The organism is Flagellimonas rhodophyticola (assembly GCF_049332665.1).
Taxonomy (GTDB): domain Bacteria; phylum Bacteroidota; class Bacteroidia; order Flavobacteriales; family Flavobacteriaceae; genus Flagellimonas.
In genome coordinates, this window is the sequence record NZ_CP186326.1 from 1,048,204 (window position 1) to 1,064,605 (window position 16,402).

General features: G+C 38.6%; 16 protein-coding genes. 8 read left to right on the forward strand and 8 right to left on the reverse strand.

The window, feature by feature from the left end:
• Positions 1 to 3 precede the first annotated feature (3 nt).
• The gene (locus ACOKFG_RS04825) at positions 4 to 429 is read left to right on the forward strand and encodes a DUF4296 domain-containing protein (RefSeq protein WP_298793434.1); all 426 of its coding nucleotides are present in this window, start codon (positions 4 to 6) and stop codon (positions 427 to 429) included.
• Here ACOKFG_RS04825 and ACOKFG_RS04830 read toward each other — a convergent pair.
• Positions 419 to 1,417, reverse strand: coding sequence for an NAD-dependent epimerase/dehydratase family protein (locus ACOKFG_RS04830; protein WP_422861937.1), 999 nt, complete (start codon positions 1,415 to 1,417; stop codon positions 419 to 421). The two genes, ACOKFG_RS04825 and ACOKFG_RS04830, sit on opposite strands and share 11 nt — an antisense overlap.
• A gap of 83 nt (positions 1,418 to 1,500) precedes the next feature.
• Here ACOKFG_RS04830 and tyrS point away from each other — a divergent pair, with 83 nt between their 5' ends.
• A complete protein-coding gene (gene tyrS, locus ACOKFG_RS04835) occupies positions 1,501 to 2,796 on the forward strand; it encodes a tyrosine--tRNA ligase (protein ID WP_299486639.1) in 1,296 nt (431 codons plus the stop codon).
• Here tyrS and ACOKFG_RS04840 read toward each other — a convergent pair.
• Positions 2,793 to 5,303, reverse strand: a complete 2,511-nt coding sequence (locus tag ACOKFG_RS04840; protein ID WP_422861938.1) for a DUF3857 domain-containing protein — start codon at positions 5,301 to 5,303, stop codon at positions 2,793 to 2,795. The two genes, tyrS and ACOKFG_RS04840, sit on opposite strands and share 4 nt — an antisense overlap.
• Positions 5,304 to 5,542: 239 nt before the next feature.
• On the opposite strand from ACOKFG_RS04840, the gene ACOKFG_RS04845 reads away from it, so the two are divergent.
• Complete coding sequence (locus ACOKFG_RS04845; RefSeq protein ID WP_299486637.1) at positions 5,543 to 5,932, forward strand: hypothetical protein; 390 nt, start codon at positions 5,543 to 5,545, stop codon at positions 5,930 to 5,932.
• Between the two features lie 12 nt (positions 5,933 to 5,944).
• Here ACOKFG_RS04845 and ACOKFG_RS04850 read toward each other — a convergent pair whose 3' ends face one another.
• From ACOKFG_RS04850 to ACOKFG_RS04875, 6 genes are all read right to left on the reverse strand, one after another.
• A complete protein-coding gene (locus ACOKFG_RS04850) occupies positions 5,945 to 6,490 on the reverse strand; it encodes a cupin domain-containing protein (RefSeq protein ID WP_299486636.1) in 546 nt (181 codons plus the stop codon).
• Between the two features lie 119 nt (positions 6,491 to 6,609).
• Positions 6,610 to 7,596: an acyl transferase gene (locus tag ACOKFG_RS04855; RefSeq protein WP_299486635.1), complete on the reverse strand. Its 987-nt coding sequence runs from the start codon at positions 7,594 to 7,596 to the stop codon at positions 6,610 to 6,612.
• A 67-nt stretch (positions 7,597 to 7,663) separates the two neighbouring features.
• Complete coding sequence (locus ACOKFG_RS04860; protein WP_298793441.1) at positions 7,664 to 7,987, reverse strand: T9SS type A sorting domain-containing protein; 324 nt, start codon at positions 7,985 to 7,987, stop codon at positions 7,664 to 7,666.
• 137 nt (positions 7,988 to 8,124) lie between these two features.
• The gene (locus ACOKFG_RS04865; protein WP_422861939.1) at positions 8,125 to 8,433 is read right to left on the reverse strand and encodes a T9SS type A sorting domain-containing protein; all 309 of its coding nucleotides are present in this window, start codon (positions 8,431 to 8,433) and stop codon (positions 8,125 to 8,127) included.
• A 148-nt stretch (positions 8,434 to 8,581) separates the two neighbouring features.
• Positions 8,582 to 9,766, reverse strand: coding sequence for a multidrug transporter (locus ACOKFG_RS04870; RefSeq protein ID WP_422861940.1), 1,185 nt, complete (start codon positions 9,764 to 9,766; stop codon positions 8,582 to 8,584).
• A gap of 21 nt (positions 9,767 to 9,787) precedes the next feature.
• Complete coding sequence (locus ACOKFG_RS04875; RefSeq protein WP_422861941.1) at positions 9,788 to 12,613, reverse strand: TonB-dependent receptor domain-containing protein; 2,826 nt, start codon at positions 12,611 to 12,613, stop codon at positions 9,788 to 9,790.
• Between the two features lie 188 nt (positions 12,614 to 12,801).
• On the opposite strand from ACOKFG_RS04875, the gene ACOKFG_RS04880 reads away from it, so the two are divergent.
• From ACOKFG_RS04880 to ACOKFG_RS04900, 5 genes are all read left to right on the forward strand, one after another.
• On the forward strand, positions 12,802 to 13,488 hold the full coding sequence (locus ACOKFG_RS04880) for a response regulator transcription factor (RefSeq protein ID WP_299486630.1): 687 nt from the start codon (positions 12,802 to 12,804) through the stop codon (positions 13,486 to 13,488).
• Positions 13,488 to 14,540, forward strand: coding sequence for a sensor histidine kinase (locus ACOKFG_RS04885; protein WP_422861942.1), 1,053 nt, complete (start codon positions 13,488 to 13,490; stop codon positions 14,538 to 14,540). The genes ACOKFG_RS04880 and ACOKFG_RS04885 overlap by 1 nt, the downstream gene beginning before the upstream one ends.
• Before the next feature lie 77 nt (positions 14,541 to 14,617).
• Positions 14,618 to 15,286: a tRNA (guanosine(46)-N7)-methyltransferase TrmB gene (gene trmB, locus ACOKFG_RS04890; protein WP_422861943.1), complete on the forward strand. Its 669-nt coding sequence runs from the start codon at positions 14,618 to 14,620 to the stop codon at positions 15,284 to 15,286.
• A 3-nt stretch (positions 15,287 to 15,289) separates the two neighbouring features.
• A complete protein-coding gene (locus ACOKFG_RS04895; protein ID WP_298793448.1) occupies positions 15,290 to 15,916 on the forward strand; it encodes a LysE family transporter in 627 nt (208 codons plus the stop codon).
• Positions 15,917 to 15,921: 5 nt separating this feature from the next.
• Positions 15,922 to 16,248, forward strand: coding sequence for an MGMT family protein (locus tag ACOKFG_RS04900; RefSeq protein WP_298793449.1), 327 nt, complete (start codon positions 15,922 to 15,924; stop codon positions 16,246 to 16,248).
• Positions 16,249 to 16,402 lie beyond the last annotated feature (154 nt).

Below are 16,402 nucleotides of genomic sequence, written 5' to 3' on the forward strand. Positions count from 1 at the left end.
AATATGAAGCGGTTCATTATATTCTTTTTGGTTTTAGGATTGTTCTCTTGCAATGAAAAAGTTGTGGAAGAACCGGAAAACCTTATTCCAAAGGAAAAGATGGTCACTATATTACATGATTTGGCTTTGCTCAATGCTACCAAATCTTCCTATAAGGCTGCCTTGGAGCTCCATGACATAAGAATTATGGATTTTCTATATCAGCAGCATGACATTGATAGTGCTCAATTTGCAAAGAGTGATCTTTATTATGCCTCATTACCGCTGGAATACCAATCCATTTATGAAAAAGTGGAGGCGTTGTTGGAGAAAGAATCAGCCGACTTGGAACATATTGTCCAGAAACGAAACGATAGTGTTAGAAAGGCCCAGGAAAAGAAAAGGGATTCCATTGTAGACGCAGCAGGGGACAAAACCTCTAAGCCTTAAATTTTTCACAACAAAAAGCAATGGTTTCGTCTAAGTTTTCAAACTGAAAATCGATAGCCTTCTTGATTTTATTGTTGCTGTAAGTTTCCTGCTGATACAGCCCTTTAACCATGTTTTTGGTAAGTTTTCTTCTCTTTCCGAACCAGTTGCTTCGCAACCAATCAATTCGCCAGAGGACTTCCAATAACCAAAATGGAAGGGGTTTGGTCGGAGCCTTTACGTTCAAACTTGAAGCTATTTTTTGAAAAAGTACGCGAAAAGAAAGATTTCCACTGACCAAAATGAATCGCTCCCTTACAACATCGGAGTTCATTAGGGAAATCATGGCGTTGGTGACATCATTAATGGAAACAAAACCTGTCCCTCCCGGAAAGTAATTCTTTTTCTCTTTTGATACATATTTGAAAAATGTTCCGCTTCCGGAATGCCAAAAACCTGGACCAAGAACTACCCCTGGATTCACTGCTACTACTGAAAGTCCTTCCTGCGACCCGCGCCAAACCTCAAGTTCTGCATCGTGTTTGGTGAGGCCGTAAACTGAGACACAGGATTCGTTCCATTCATTTTCTTCATCCGTAATCTGCCCTTTGATACTTGGTCCGATGGCGGCTATTGTGCTTACGTAACAAAGCTTTTTCACATTGTGTTCCAAACAAAGATTAACAATGTTGGCGGTGCCTTCTATATTGGTTTTTACAAGGGCCTGATAGTCTTTTGGATTAAATGAAATTAGCGCTGCACAGTGATAAACATAATCCACATCCGCAAATATGGGCATCAAGGAGCTTATGTCCGTAATATCTGCCTTAACCCAAGATATTTTTTGGAATAGTGCTTCGGAATTGTTGGAATAATATCCAAAAATCTCTAAAACCTTGTCAATGGATTTTTTGTTTCGATAGCTGGCTTTTACACTTTTATCATTTTTTGCTAGATGGAAGAGCAAATGCGAACCTATTAAACCTGTACCTCCGGTTACCAAAATCATTGGATAAAAGTACCCAATTGTATTGGAATTATTCAGCGATGTAAGAACTTCATTTTATATTTGCAGCTATCTAAAAGATTTTGATGGTGAAGAATTTTGTTCAAGAGCTAAAGTGGAGAGGAATGATTCATGATGTTATGCCAGGTGCGGAGGAACATCTTATGGAGGAAATGCAAGCTGCATATGTGGGAATTGACCCTACGGCAGATTCATTGCACATTGGACATTTGGTTAGCGTGATGATGCTCAGGCATTTTCAATTGGCCGGCCACAAGCCCTTTGCTTTGGTAGGAGGGGCTACCGGTATGATAGGGGACCCTTCAGGAAAGTCAGCGGAACGCAACCTCTTAGATGAAAAAACACTTCGCCACAACCAAGAAGCTTTAAAGGAACAACTAAGTCGTTTTCTAGATTTTGAAAGTGATGAACCGAACGCTGCCGTTTTAGTCAATAACTATGACTGGATGAAGAATTTTTCGTTCTTGGATTTTATTAGGGATGTCGGAAAACATATCACGGTCAACTATATGATGGCCAAAGATTCTGTAAAAAAACGCCTTTCCTCTGATGCCAAAGAAGGGATGTCGTTCACAGAATTCACCTATCAGTTGGTTCAGGGATATGATTTTTTACACCTATATCAGAACCACAATTGTACACTTCAAATGGGAGGTAGTGATCAGTGGGGTAATATTACTACAGGAACTGAGCTGATTAGAAGAATAGGTGGAGGTAAAGGTTTTGCCTTAACCTGTCCATTGATTACAAAGGCTGATGGCACAAAATTTGGTAAAACGGAAGGCGGAAATGTGTGGTTGGATTCAGAACGTACTTCGCCCTATAAATTTTATCAATATTGGTTGAATACTTCCGATGAAGACGCTGAAAAATACATCAAGATTTTTACCTTTTTAACGCAGCAAGAGATTGACAGGTTGGTTTTCGAACATAAAGAAGCCCCACATCAACGATTACTTCAAAAACGACTTGCTGAGGAAATCACAACTATGGTTCATTCCAAGTCTGATTTGGATAATGCTATTAAGGCTAGTAGCATCCTATTTGGAAAGTCAACATCCGATGACCTAAAGCAGTTGGATGAGAAAACCTTTTTGGATGTTTTTGAAGGAGTGCCTCAAGCTGAAGTATCAAAGGAAGATATTTCTAATGGTCTGGATATGATAGGAGCTTTGGCTGCCAAAACCGGTTTTCTAGGCTCAAATGGGGAGGCCCGTAGAGAATTGAAGCAAAATTCCATTTCGGTAAACAAACAGAAAGTAAAAGAGGACTACCAAATCACTGAAAACGACCTTATCAATAATAAGTTTGTTTTACTTCAACGTGGCAAGAAGAACTATTTTGTGCTCGTTATAAGTTAGTTTTCAATTCCATTATAAGTTTTACAAAAAGTCTTCTTCACCCTGGTGGAAATCAAGAAATATGGTATCCAAATAGCAGCGCCTACAAAACTCTTGGCAATATCTTTAAATTCTGACGGATCACTTATGGAAAACAGATCTGGGTAAAGAGCATTCAAGGCCAAGGATTCTAAAAAAGGGACTAGAAAACTCAGCGCATAAAATACAATAATGAGTTTTGGTAAGTTGGTTCGTTTGGTATAAAAAAGTACAATGAGCAATATGGTGAATATGAGAAACACAAAATTGTATAACAACTCTGCACCGACAATAAAGGAAAGCACTCCTGGATTTTCTATAACAGCATTTTCTATTCCAACCCAAAATACGTTGCTAAAATAGTCTTCTTGAAAAATTTGAAAAAGCATGACGAAGGGAGATATGGTGAGACCGATGGCGGGTAATACCAACCATCCGCCAATACTCATTTGCTGGCAGGTTTCATGGGGCTTTGGATTGTATTTGACATAGAGTTTCCAAAACATGAACCCGCCCAATAGCAATGCCAATATTGTTATGATAATAGCTGTCCAACTTGGCCCTTCACTTGTGGCTGAGGTGTCCAAATGTGTCAATTGATAATTAAGCTGTCCAAATATTTCGTCGTGTTTTTTTAAAAATTCGGGCACCGCATCCGCTTCTAAAACTTCCTTCTTTAATTTGTAATTATGGGCCACTACAATTGTATTTCCCATCGCAAAGGATTCATTATTATAGAGAAAACTAGGTTCATCCAATTCAAAATCTTCGTTGCTTGCGGACCAGGCTTCAGGTAATTTTATAGTGGTCATTTGCTTAAAATCATACGGAGAACCTAAGTAATAAGGCATTTCCCTTTTAGCTGATTTTGTATAATTGATTAAACTTTCTAAAACCAAAGGATAGGTTTCACAATAGATCAAAGATTCGTTTTCTAGGGATTTGGACCAGAAATCTTCGATATAGTACGATTCCTTTACAGTGACCCTGTTATCATAAGATTTGGAATCATCTGTAAAACTGATTTTACCTGCAGATGTAATCGAAGGGTATAGTTCACTATAAAAATTGAGATACTCATTATTGATGCTCTCTTGTGTATTGTTGTTGAAATAGCTTCTTGTATAATCGGCTTTGGCACCCGTGTATGTTGTTTCCACAATAAAAGAGGCTCCACCTCCTATAGAGTCTATTTCTATAGTCTCTGAAATATCAATGGATGGACTTTCGGTTTCGGGAATCTCTATAAGGGATTGTTCGCCGTTTTTAATGCGGAGCCCACTACCATATTTTGGAAAAATCAGGTATTTAAGGTTGCCACCTTGATTTGAGATAGTTGGGTCAACAAAGTAATCTTTTCCTTCATAGGTGAAGTTTACAATGCAGTGATCAAAAGAACCTAGACTGGGAGTTATTTTTTTTATTTCTTGCCGTAAATAGGTGTTCACCAAAAAGGGATAGGCCGAAACACCCTGCTGACGGAGCAAGTCCACCAGCAATAGAGATTTATCTTTACAGTCTCCAAATCGTTGCGAAATCACGGAGGAAGGTGCATTGGGCTTATAGGCACCAATACCAGACTCGAACCCAAGATACCTCACATCGTCTTGAACAAAACGGATTAGAGCCAAAACTTTATCATCAAGAGATTGTTTTCCTTCCAGCACTTCACTGGGTAAAGTGGCCTTATTATTTCTTATCTGATATAGTGGGCTAATTAGATTTACTATTTCATTCCAATTCTTAAAGGTCGAAATGGACACTCTTTTTTGTGTGTTTATCCAACTGGGGACATTGGTATCATAGAGTATTCTGTCTATGCCTGAAGAATCCCAGAGATATTCTTTGCCAAAAGGGGAGTCAGAAATTTTAGGCTCCAGGGCATCATCTAAAAGCTTTAAGTTGATTTCTTTGGATGTTCCATTGACCAAGCGACTATACAATCGATCAACCGGAAGGGTGTATTGTTGATAATAGGTAGATGAAAAATTTCCTTTATTAATGGGATTAAACCCTTTTTTGGTATAAGCATATTCGATGATATCACCTGCCCGAACATCAGATAGGTTCATAACAGCTGTTAAAGAGCCATCATATAGGTAACGTTCTTTGCTCGTTTCTCGTTGAATTACGTTGAACTTGTTCTCTTTGAGCTTGTTAATGGTTTTTCCGTTCCTTATCAAATTGACAGAATGAACGGTAAGCTCTTGAAATGCGGGATCATAATTTAGGGTTACATCAGACATATCCTGAACCCCATCTGCATTTAAAATTTTGATTACATAATGTGAATATCGTTCTTGACTTGCGATATTATCCTGGAAGTCTATAAGTAGATATTGAGAGCTACCCTCGGCAATTCCTGAAGTTTCATCAGAATAGTCTACTTTGTTCACCCAATTGGAAGGGGGTCTTATATCTACTGTTTTTTGCGCATTGGAAAAGGGAGAATACAGGAAAATGAATAACAGCAATATTTTAAACTTCATATACGGAAAGTTGGTCGGTTTAGTTACTGGGTTTAATAGGTCAAATTAAAGGCAAGTATTCAAAAGGAATTGTATCCAAGTGTTATATTGCTTCTGTCATAAAAATAGGATAAATAATATTGAAATGTAGTTAATCTCGTTCATGGAATCTCTTTTTGGATAAACAAACAGTATTTAGGATTCTATGCGCAACTCTTTAACGAACTTCTCGTCTATAAGTTGAATCAATCTCAAGAAAAATGAAGAAAATTAGCTTCCTGTTGAGGGCTCTTATTCTCATATTCGTTGCCGCTTGTTCTTCGGATGATAATATTGTCAATCCAGAACTTGATGAGCAATGGATACTTAATGATGTCGCCTGTTTTTGTTTTTTTGGTGATGACTTTGACTTTTCGGCACACACCATAACCTTCAACACCTCAGGTGGAACTGTGACCATAAGCAACTCGGCAGATAGTTCTTTTATAGCGGCTTCGGGGACCTATTCGTATACAGATAATGGGTCAGTTATCGAAATAGAAGGTAGACGTTACACTTATGAAATCACAGGAAATACGTTAACATTAAATTTTGTTGACAATCCCAATATTGCCGACGATGAAGTCTCGTATTTCTATATAAAAAATTAAATTATCAGCTTATTAAGCGATAAAGCTGATTCCGTAGCGACCACAAATTTCACTGACTTTGGCAAAATCCGGTGGGCCGGGAGGAAGCTTACCTAATTCTTCAAACATAAGTTCCAGTCCAGATGGGAAAACACTTAAAATGGTTTTGCAAGGCTGATCACCTATTACCTTCCATGTATGAGGAATGTTTTTAGGCGCAAAGGCAAGGTCACCGGCCTTTAAAACTGTGGTTTCATCGCCAACGGTAACTTCAAGCTCACCTTCAAGGACTTTGAATATTTCATCTTCGTTTGTATGAACATGAGGAGGAATCATAGTACCAGGAGGGTTTACTTCTTCGATTAAGGTAAACATACCATTGGTGTCTGTACCAGTTAGTTTAAAAGTTTGTTGGTCTCCAATAACATTTACTTTTTTTCCTTCATCATTTCGAACAATCTTTGGTTTCAGAGAATTTCCAATCTTGTCTTTTTTCGAAGAATAATGAGCGAATGAAGGCAGTGATGCAAGTGCTGCAGCCGAAAGTGCGCTTCTTTTTAAGAATGCATTTCTATCCATAATGGTTTTGGTTTGGTTATTTATCTTTAAAAGATATGTAAAATACCAATAGAACAATTGAAGAATATATAATATGTGCTTATCCTTGTATGGATTGAAAGTAGCAGGTAGTGTGTTGCTTAAATCGCCAAAAGATTACAACCCCTTATATCTGAATTATCAAACCTGCCCAAAACTTCAAATGTTCCGGTAGGGTGAACTTTACCCAAATCTTGTGTGGCAATAAAGGAACAGGAATTTACATTGGCCAAATCTATTACATTGATACCACCAGTTTTACCATATGGTTGAATGCCAAGTGGATCTTCGGTATCTCGAATTATGATTTTCATCCAGGGAGGGTATTGAAATGATCCATCACCTTGCGAATAGGCTTGGGAAAGTAACTCGGTCATACCGTATTCCGAATGAATTTTTGGAACATGGAACGCGGTTTTAAGAATGCTATGGAGCTCCTCTCGAATCAATTCTCTTCTGCGGCCTTTCATTCCCCCAGTCTCCATTACAATCGTATGGGATAAGTCCATTGGAAATTGCTCTGCCAAATCCAACAATGCAAAAGAAACGCCAACAAGTAAGCATTTGATTCCTTTGTCTTGCAGTTGAATCAATTTTTGATTCAAGTCGTTTAAATTATTGAGATAAAAACCACTGTCAGAATGTTTGGATTGTTGAATTAGGTTATTGACCATACAGATTAAAGAAGAACCTTCCCGTTCTAAATAGGAAGGCAACAAAGCTAAAATGCAATAATCTTCCACTGGACCATAGAAGTTGGTGAATCCTTTCAGAAAGCTTTGTTGGTATACTTCCAAATCGGTTACAAAATGCTTGCTTGTATTCTCAGAAGTGGTTCCGCTGCTTTCAAAGACTGCTTGAGGGACTTTGTTGGAGGAAATTACTTTATGACTTTTAAAAAACTCAATAGGAAGAAATGGAATGTCCATCACCTGGTGAACATTCTCAGGAGCTTTCTGTAGGTATTCGCAATACCTTTTGTAAACTGGATTGTTTTGAAATTGAAACGCAAAGACTTGTAGAGTCAACTCTTCAAATTGAGCTTGATTGGATATGGAGAAAATCTGTTGGATACTCTTGTTGTCCATGAAGGGATAAAAGTACCCAAAAATAAAAAGGCCTTTCCGCGGAAAGGCCTTTTTTACAGCAATTTTTTTATTTGACGACCAGCTTTCTGGTCATGGTTTTTTCTTGTTCAGTTACCTGGAGTACGTAAACGCCGGGTACTAATCTTGTTATGTTTAAAGTATTGGTAGAAATTTTGTCTGTCAACACTATTTCACCAAAGACATCATAAATTTTAATCTCCTTGGCTCCGTTGGAAGCTGTGGTCACATACACTTCATCACCATAAGCTGGGTTGGGGTACATTTTGAAACCCTTGAGTTCTTGCTTTTGCCCAGTATTAACACTGACCAATTCTTGACCAAAACTGAAAATAGGTAATGCCATAATGAATAGAAAGTAGATTTTCTTCATGAATGCTGATTTGGGGTATAGCATCATAAAAGTAGATAAACCTTGCTTTTTTGGCTACAAAATGTTGTGAAACAAAGAATTATGTAGGTAAAGAAGAAAAAAGAGGTATTTCGTCGATGAAATGGATAAAATAGTAACTACTTGACAATAAGCTTTCTAGTTGCTACTTTGTTGTTTTCAAAAACACGAAGAATATAAACACCCTTATCGAGGTCAGAAAGATTAAGTTCTTTGCCCAATATAGTTGTTTGAAGTACCTGTGTTCCAAGCACATCAAAAATTAAAATTTGTTTGGGAGCGTTTAGATTGGTCTCAATGTAGACCTTTCCATAAGTAACCGGATTAGGATACAACTTAAACCCGTCAATATCTGCATTCTTCTGGGCATTTTGGGAAAAAGCCAGAGAACAGATACAAAAGAAAAAGACGAAGTAAAGTTGCTTCATAAAAGATTTGGTTGCAAAGGTTATGCCACAAATATAATTAATTTGCAGACTGAGAGGACTTTAGAGGCGGAAAAAAGCTACATTTTTCGATGAACGGTAAAAGAAAAGCCCCGCATTGCAGGGCTTTTTTTGTTGAATTGTTTTTTCTTTAGTTAATGCCTCTGGCCCATCCGGCGCCCCATGTGGCAATATCTGTTCCTGTTCCGTTTCCAACACCTGAAATCACATCTGCCTCAATAAAAGCCGCTCCAGTGTCATTTTTCAAGGTAGTGGTCACATTGTTGAAGGTCACATCAATTATGTTTGAATCATCTGCCACAACACCTGCTCCGGTATCAGCATCGTCCAAATCAAACCCTTCATCAAAATCGTTGATTACAATGTTGGTAAATGTAAATCTGGTTCCAGCTCTAAGTCTAATTGCCTCACTTGCATCGTTAGCTCCTACAATAGTTACATTGGTAACGGTTGGTGCAGAAAAATAACCTGCCTCATTGCTAAAATCAGTGTTGAATCCATCACATTCAAAAGCTTTGTCATGCGAAGTTCCATGCTGAACATATACATCGGTCAATGACCCCGTATATCCTTCTGTCCAGTCGATAGAATCATCTTCAGCATTCACAACAACCAAATGGCTTGCATTTACTGTTCCTCCAAAAAATTCGAAACCATCGTCAGATCCTTCAAAAATTTGAACGTAGTCAATAGTAGTTCCGGTTCCAACGCCATAAACAGATAGACCATTCAACTCTGCGTTTCCATCAATTGCTCCTCCGGCATATTCGATTCTTACGTATTCTACATTTCCTGAATTATCAGTTGGAATGTTTCCTCCAAAGCCTAATGCACCAACTTCTGAAGTAGCGATGTCATCTGATCCATCAGGAGTTGAGTTAATTGGAGCTCTACCACAAAGAACCAAACCTCCCCAATCACCTGAAGAAGGTGTAGTTGCGTTGGAAGTAAAAATAATTGGCTCGCTAGCAGAACCTACAGCATTGATTCTAGCTCCTTGCTGAATTGCGATATACGCATTTACTCCAATGGGCTGAGCCTTAATGGTCATACCAGCAGGTATTGTTAAAGTAGTACCGTCAGCCATCAATACAGGACCTGTAACGATATACTCTATGTCTGCATCCAAAGTAAGATTCTCTGTGTACAATCCGTTAAGATTAACTGTTGTCTCTCCGGGAGTTTCACCACCTCCAGTGGTATTATTGGTCGTGGTAACACTGTTGTCATTAATGACAATGTCCGAGGTATCGTCGCTTTCACAAGCAATGAATAATGCAGCGGCTATACCTAAAAATAAAAACTTGTTTTTCATCTGTGTGTATTTAAAAAAAATTTAAAATTTATATTTAAGGGTTAGCCCAACGTTAACCCCAAGGTTATACTCTCTAATAATAATATCTCCTAGATCCGTTCCTTCACGAACAAGGGTGACATCTGGATCTAAAATGTTTTTAGCTGTAAGGTTTGCTTCAAAATGCTCACCGAAAGAGTTCTTCCAAACAAAGTTCAGAGTAGGAACAGCTTTTTCCACGATGTTACCTAAACTTCCAGACCCTAATGAAAAGATACGATCGGAGAAATATGAAAATGCTACCGTGGCTTTTGGCTTGTAATTGCCAAATACCGGGCTGTAGTTTATATCTGTATTTATAATAAATGGTGAAGCTCCTTCCAATTCGTCTGAATCACGATCGAATGCGGTCCCAAAAGTATTTTCTGCACCGCCCGGAATATCTTCAAGATCTTGTTTGGTATGTGTATAGGCGGCATTTAAACCCAAAGACACTATGGCGTTGTCATCAGCATCGGTGTAAAGATTCTTTCTTAGTTCCAATTCGGCTCCATATATATCGGCTTGATCACCTGTTCTAAAGTATCGTTGGGTTCCTGTGGCATCGGCAGCAACCACCCTATTAACAGGATCTTTAATGGTCTTTGCAAAGGCAGCAACGGATATTATCTCACCGCGTTCTAAAAACCACTCATACTTCACATCATAGTTGAAAATGTCAGAATAGGTAGGGCCATTTCCGTCTAATCCTCCCAAAAGGTCAGGGTTACCACCAACCCTTTGCGTTACTGACTCATATACAAAGGGAGCAACCTCTTTGAATTCTGGGAAAGATGCCGTTTTACTGAATCCAAATCTTAGGTTTGAGTTGTCATTCAACGCATATCTAAGGTTTAAACTTGGTAAAAAGATGTTTTCATAAACACTCCTGTTTCCGGGATCATCCGCTCTAATGTTGATTACATCATAACCAACTTTTTGACTGAAAGATTCCAAGCGTATACCAGGGACTATTCCTAATTTTTCACTAAGCGCGATTTCCGCTGCTGCATAAACCGCATGTATATTTAAATTACCCTTGTAAGTGTTTTCCGGAAGTCCTGGTCTATTTCGGTTTCCAATCTCGTTGCTGATTGGATTTAAGACAAGTAGGTCCCAAAGCCCTTCACCATTTGGAATGTTGATATTGTTCACATCAAAAATGGTGTTGAAGTTGTTTACATCGGTGATTGGAGTGTTGTCCCTGTCCTGAATTTCATATCCATAGCGGATACTGTTAAACCTTCTTTCCTTTCTTCTACCATTATAACCAAAATTGAACTTGACTTTCTCAGAAGCTTGATACCCCAGATTTAAGAAACTATTCAATTCATCATCTTCAATGCTTTGAAAGAATCGTTGATTGTCGAAAGGGATGTTGGTATAGAAAACCGGATTTGTGGATGTATCGTTGTCCAATGCAAATTGATAGTTCTCCAAAGTGATTCTCTTTCTGTCAGGTTCATCAGAAAACACCTTATTGAAACCAGTTCCCCAATCCAAAGAAAGTTTTTCGCTGAATACGTGCTGACCAGTCAACTGGTTCACAAAAATCATGTCTTGATTAAACTGTACGTTCATGACATAAAACCCTTCATCAGTGGTAATGATAGCATCCCTGTTGGTTCCCTGTCCGTTTACACCGTAAAAACCAACTGCATCGGAAGAACTATTGATGAAAAGTGAACTGTATTTCAGTTTATGCTCATTGTTGATTTTGTAAGTGACATTTCCGAGGGCGGTTGTAGTTGTACTGTAATTGAACTCTTGTACGTTTGGAAAGTCAACCTTTAAAACGTTGGTAAAGTCACGGGCAGGACCTTCAAGTAACTCATATCCATTTCCAAAGCTTGCCGCTCCAAAGAAACTTAACCTAGATTCATCGTTATTGAAATTAAAAGAATAACCTCCTTCAATGGCTCCGGAAATATTGACCGGGCTCCAAGCTTCTTGAGGATCTACACCATGTGAAAGAACAATGGCAAATGGGTCATTGTCATACCTATTATAGAAACCGAAATTACTTGGCCCTTCACTTCGTACAAAATCTTCTCCGGATGCATTACTGTTAAAACCACTTCCAAGTGAAACTTCCAAATAACCATCACCGGTATATTCTTTTGAATCGATATTTACATTACCAGCAGCAAAATCTCCGTAAAATGAAGGACTGTATGCCTTACTAACGGACACATTTTCAATAATACTGGAAGCAAACAAATCCAAGTCGACGTTCTTTTTGTTTACGTCATTCGATGGTAGGGATAAACCATTCATAGTAGTGTTTTGGTAGCGATCGCCAAGACCTCTTACATAAACATTACTTGACCCCTGTTGCTTTGATATACCCGAGATTTGAGCTACTGCAGAAGCAGCATCGTCAATACCTTTTAAGGTAAGTGCCTCGGCGCTGATAGCTTCTTGGATCACTAGGGCCCTTTTCTGCTGAAGAAGTAAGGCAACCTCTGAATCTTTTCTAGCTGTAGTGGTTACCACAACTTCATCCAAACCAACACTACTTGCACCTAAGCCGGCATTTACTTCGGTAATCTTGTCAAGTTCGACTACTACATTGGGAACTTCCAATGTTTCGTAACCCAAGAAGCTAATTACCAAAGTATAAGTTCCAGGTTCAACATCAGCTATTTCAAACAATCCATCAAAATCTGAGGTTGTTCCTTGGGTTGTTCCTTTAATCAATACATTGGCAAAAGCAAGCGGGTCATTGTTAAGTTCCTTATCGGTCAACTTACCCACAATACTGCCATTTTCTTGAGCAATACTAGCTAGGGTAAATAAGGAAAAGACAAGTATTAAATAAGTTTTCATACAGTACTCTGTTGGATTTTGAATTCGGGGCAAAGAAAGACAGGTGCTGTAAAAGCGATGTTATCGGCAGGTTAAGTGTTTATTTGAAAACTGTTACAATAATGTTATGACATTAAATGAATGTTAAGCATTAATGTTGTTATAGTATTATCTTTACATTTGGTGACCAATCATAATAAAACCATCCTATGGAAACTAAGGACATTAAGATTTTACTTGTTGATGATGAGCCGGATATTCTGGAGATAGTGAGTTACAATTTATCTGCTGAAGGCTATCAAGTGTACACCGCCAAGAATGGGGTGGAAGCTGTTGCCAAAGCAAAGAAAAAGAATCCTCATTTGATTATTCTGGATGTTATGATGCCGGAAATGGACGGTATTGAAGCCTGTGAGATTATCCGCAGGACCCCAGGATTGGAAAATACCATTGTCACGTTTCTTACGGCCCGTGGCGAGGATTATTCACAAGTAGCCGGTTTTGATGCAGGTGCTGATGACTATATTACCAAACCCATTAAGCCTAAAGTATTGTTAAGCAAGGTTAAGGCGCTTCTAAGAAGGTTGAAGGAAGATAGCAAGGATACGGAGGATATTGTAAAAGTTGGAAGTATTGTTATCAATAGAGAAGAATATAAGATTGTAAATGATGGGGTAGAGATCACGCTGCCCAGAAAAGAATTTGAGCTACTGGCCTTACTTACGTCCAAGCCTAGCAAAGTTTTTAAGAGAGAAGTGATTATGGACAAGGTATGGGGCAACGAAGTAGTCGTTGGGGGTCGTACCATAGACGTCCATATTCGAAAACTACGGGAAAAAATCGGAGACCATCACTTTAAAACCATAAAGGGCGTAGGGTATAAGTTTGTCCTATAATGGCTGTTCAATTAAGGAAATCCTACAAGTTTGCCTTAAAGTCATCATCACTGATTACTTTTTTTCTTACTGGATTTTGCATTGTTTTTCTGAATTATAAAAGCCAACTTGATTGGCTGATGGTGCTGGCCTGCGCATTGATCTGTTTCGTTGTTTCCTTTGGTATTATCCAAATACGTGTAGAACGATTTATCTACAGAAGGGTAAAAAAAATATATGATGACGTTTCTCTTCTTGAATCTTCATCCTTCTCTTCCAAACCGATTACCACGGACATGAAGTCGTTGATTCTAGAAATAGAAAAGTTTGCCGAAGGAAAGAAGATAGAAATAGATACCCTGAAAATTAGGGAAGAATATCGAAAAGACTTTTTAGGCAACGTTTCACATGAGCTTAAAACCCCATTGTTCACTGTGCAAGGCTATATACTTACACTATTGGACGGAGCAATGAACGATAAAAAAATTAGGGAAAAATATCTTACACGCGCCAATAAGGGAGTAGAGCGATTAATTTATATAGTAAAGGACCTAGACCTAATTACCAAGCTTGAAGTAGGTGAATTGAAACTTGACCGGGTAGATTTTGACATTATTGAGCTTATTCAGAATGTTTTCGATTTATTGGAGATGAAAGCTGCACAGAAAGATATTATGCTCACATTTGACATGGAGTATGCCCCAATTTATGTCTATGCCGACAAAGAAAAAATCCAACAATTGGTGAGTAATCTTTTGGTGAATTCCATAAAGTACGGGCATCCCAATGGTACTACCGAGGTAAGTGTCGAAAATCTGATTAAAAACAAAGTAATCATTAGGGTCACCGACAATGGTTATGGAATACCCAAACAACACATTCCCAGACTTTTTGAACGCTTTTACCGGGTTGATCAAAGCGGAAGCAGAAGTGAAGGAGGTTCGGGACTTGGACTTTCAATTGTTAAGCATATCATTGAGGCCCATGAAGAAAAGATTTACGTGGAAAGTGAAGAGGGAATAGGCTCAGAATTCTCTTTTACATTAGAAAAGGCAAAGAATATTTCTTCATAGGAGCAATACCAAAATTGCTTCCGGATTTCCTTAGTTTTGCCAAAACATTAAGTTTTAGCTTAGATTAGAAAATAGAAGTGGGAAGTAAGAACAAACTAAAACGATTTAAAGAGAACGAGACATTTTCGAATGTCATTCAACCCACGCGGGACGATATAATCTCTGGATTTGAATTCAAGGGGAAGTGGAATACTTTCTTTGAAAAAGCACAGCCGATTGTGCTAGAATTGGGCTGTGGAAAGGGCGAATACACGGTTGGCCTTGCCCAAAGAAATTCAGATAAGAATTATATCGGGATAGATATTAAAGGCGCACGGTTTTGGCGTGGAGCCAAATCCGCCCAAGAGGATAACTTGGAAAACGTTGGCTTTCTACGAACCCAAATCGAGTTGATCGATCTTCTTTTTGATGAAAATGAAGTGGATGAGATTTGGATAACATTTCCTGACCCCCAGATAAAATATAAACGAACAAAACACCGACTTACCAATCCGATATTTCTTCAGAAATACAAGCACATTTTAAAGCCCAATGGGGTAGTCCACCTTAAAACCGATAGTGAATACATGCATGGATACACTCTTGGATTGTTACAAGGGCAAGGACATGATATCTTATATTCGAACCACGATGTTTATAAAAATGCAGGAAGTCCACCAGAAGTTCTGGAAATCCAGACATTTTACGAAAATCAGTATCTTGAACAAGGAAAACCAATTACCTATATCCGGTTTAGGATTAACTAACCAATGACGCACCTTTTTGCCCTTTTCTTCTTTACTTTTTTGGCGGCCTTTATTGCTTCGGCTCCGCCTGGGTTGTTAAATGTGAACGCTGCAAAGGCCAGTGTCGAAAAGGGAAAGGGCAACGGAATTATTTTTGGTCTTGGCGTGGCGATAATGGTGTGCTTTCAAACCTATATTGCCGTTAGAATTGCAAAATACCTTTCCAGAAACCCGGAAGTAATAGGGATGTTGTTCAAAATTGCCCTAGTGGTATTTACGGTATTGGCCATTTTTTTCTTTTTAAAAGCCAGAAAACAAGGTGATCGTCCGGTTGAGTTTCAAAAAGGGAAAAAGTTTGATAGCTTCTCCAAAGGGATTTTTCTTGCTGCTTTAAATTTATTGACCATACCCTATTACAGTGGATTAAATACGGTATTTCACTCTCAGGGATTCATGAATTATACAGTTTTGGATGAGGTGATATTTATTCTCGCAGCTGGTTCTGGCACTTTTTTGGTTATGTATCTGTATGCTTTCTATTTCAATAAACTGGAGACAAAAACACATCGTTTTTCGAAAAACTCAAACTATATTTTGAGTGCCCTAATGCTGGTGCTTTTGATAATAACCCTTATTCGCATTTGTTACTGATTAATATGGAAGAAGGAAATTTTTTCGATAAGGTCTATGAGGTGGCTAAACTCATTCCGTTTGGAAAGGTGACTTCCTACGGGGCAATTGCTAAATATTTAGGCGCGGCAAGAAGTGCCCGAATGGTGGGTTGGGCGATGAACAATTCAGCAGCAAAGGACGTTCCGGCCCATAGAGTGGTCAATAGAAAAGGCGTGCTTACTGGCAAGCATCATTTTGACGGAACCAGTTTAATGCAGCAGCTTTTGGAAAACGAGGGCATCGAAGTGGAGGATAATCAAATTGTAGACTTTCAAAAGCATTTTTGGGACCCCGGGAAAGAACTGCTTTAAAGTGAATAATGTTCGATGAACCATCTCTCGCCCAAACCTTTTATCCGTCACCTTTTACCCTTTACCTTTCAATCCTCCATCTTTCAACCATAGTCATACCCAATCCCATCATCTTCATTTTCAATGCTCAAACTTCTTCATATAAAGGGCAAGC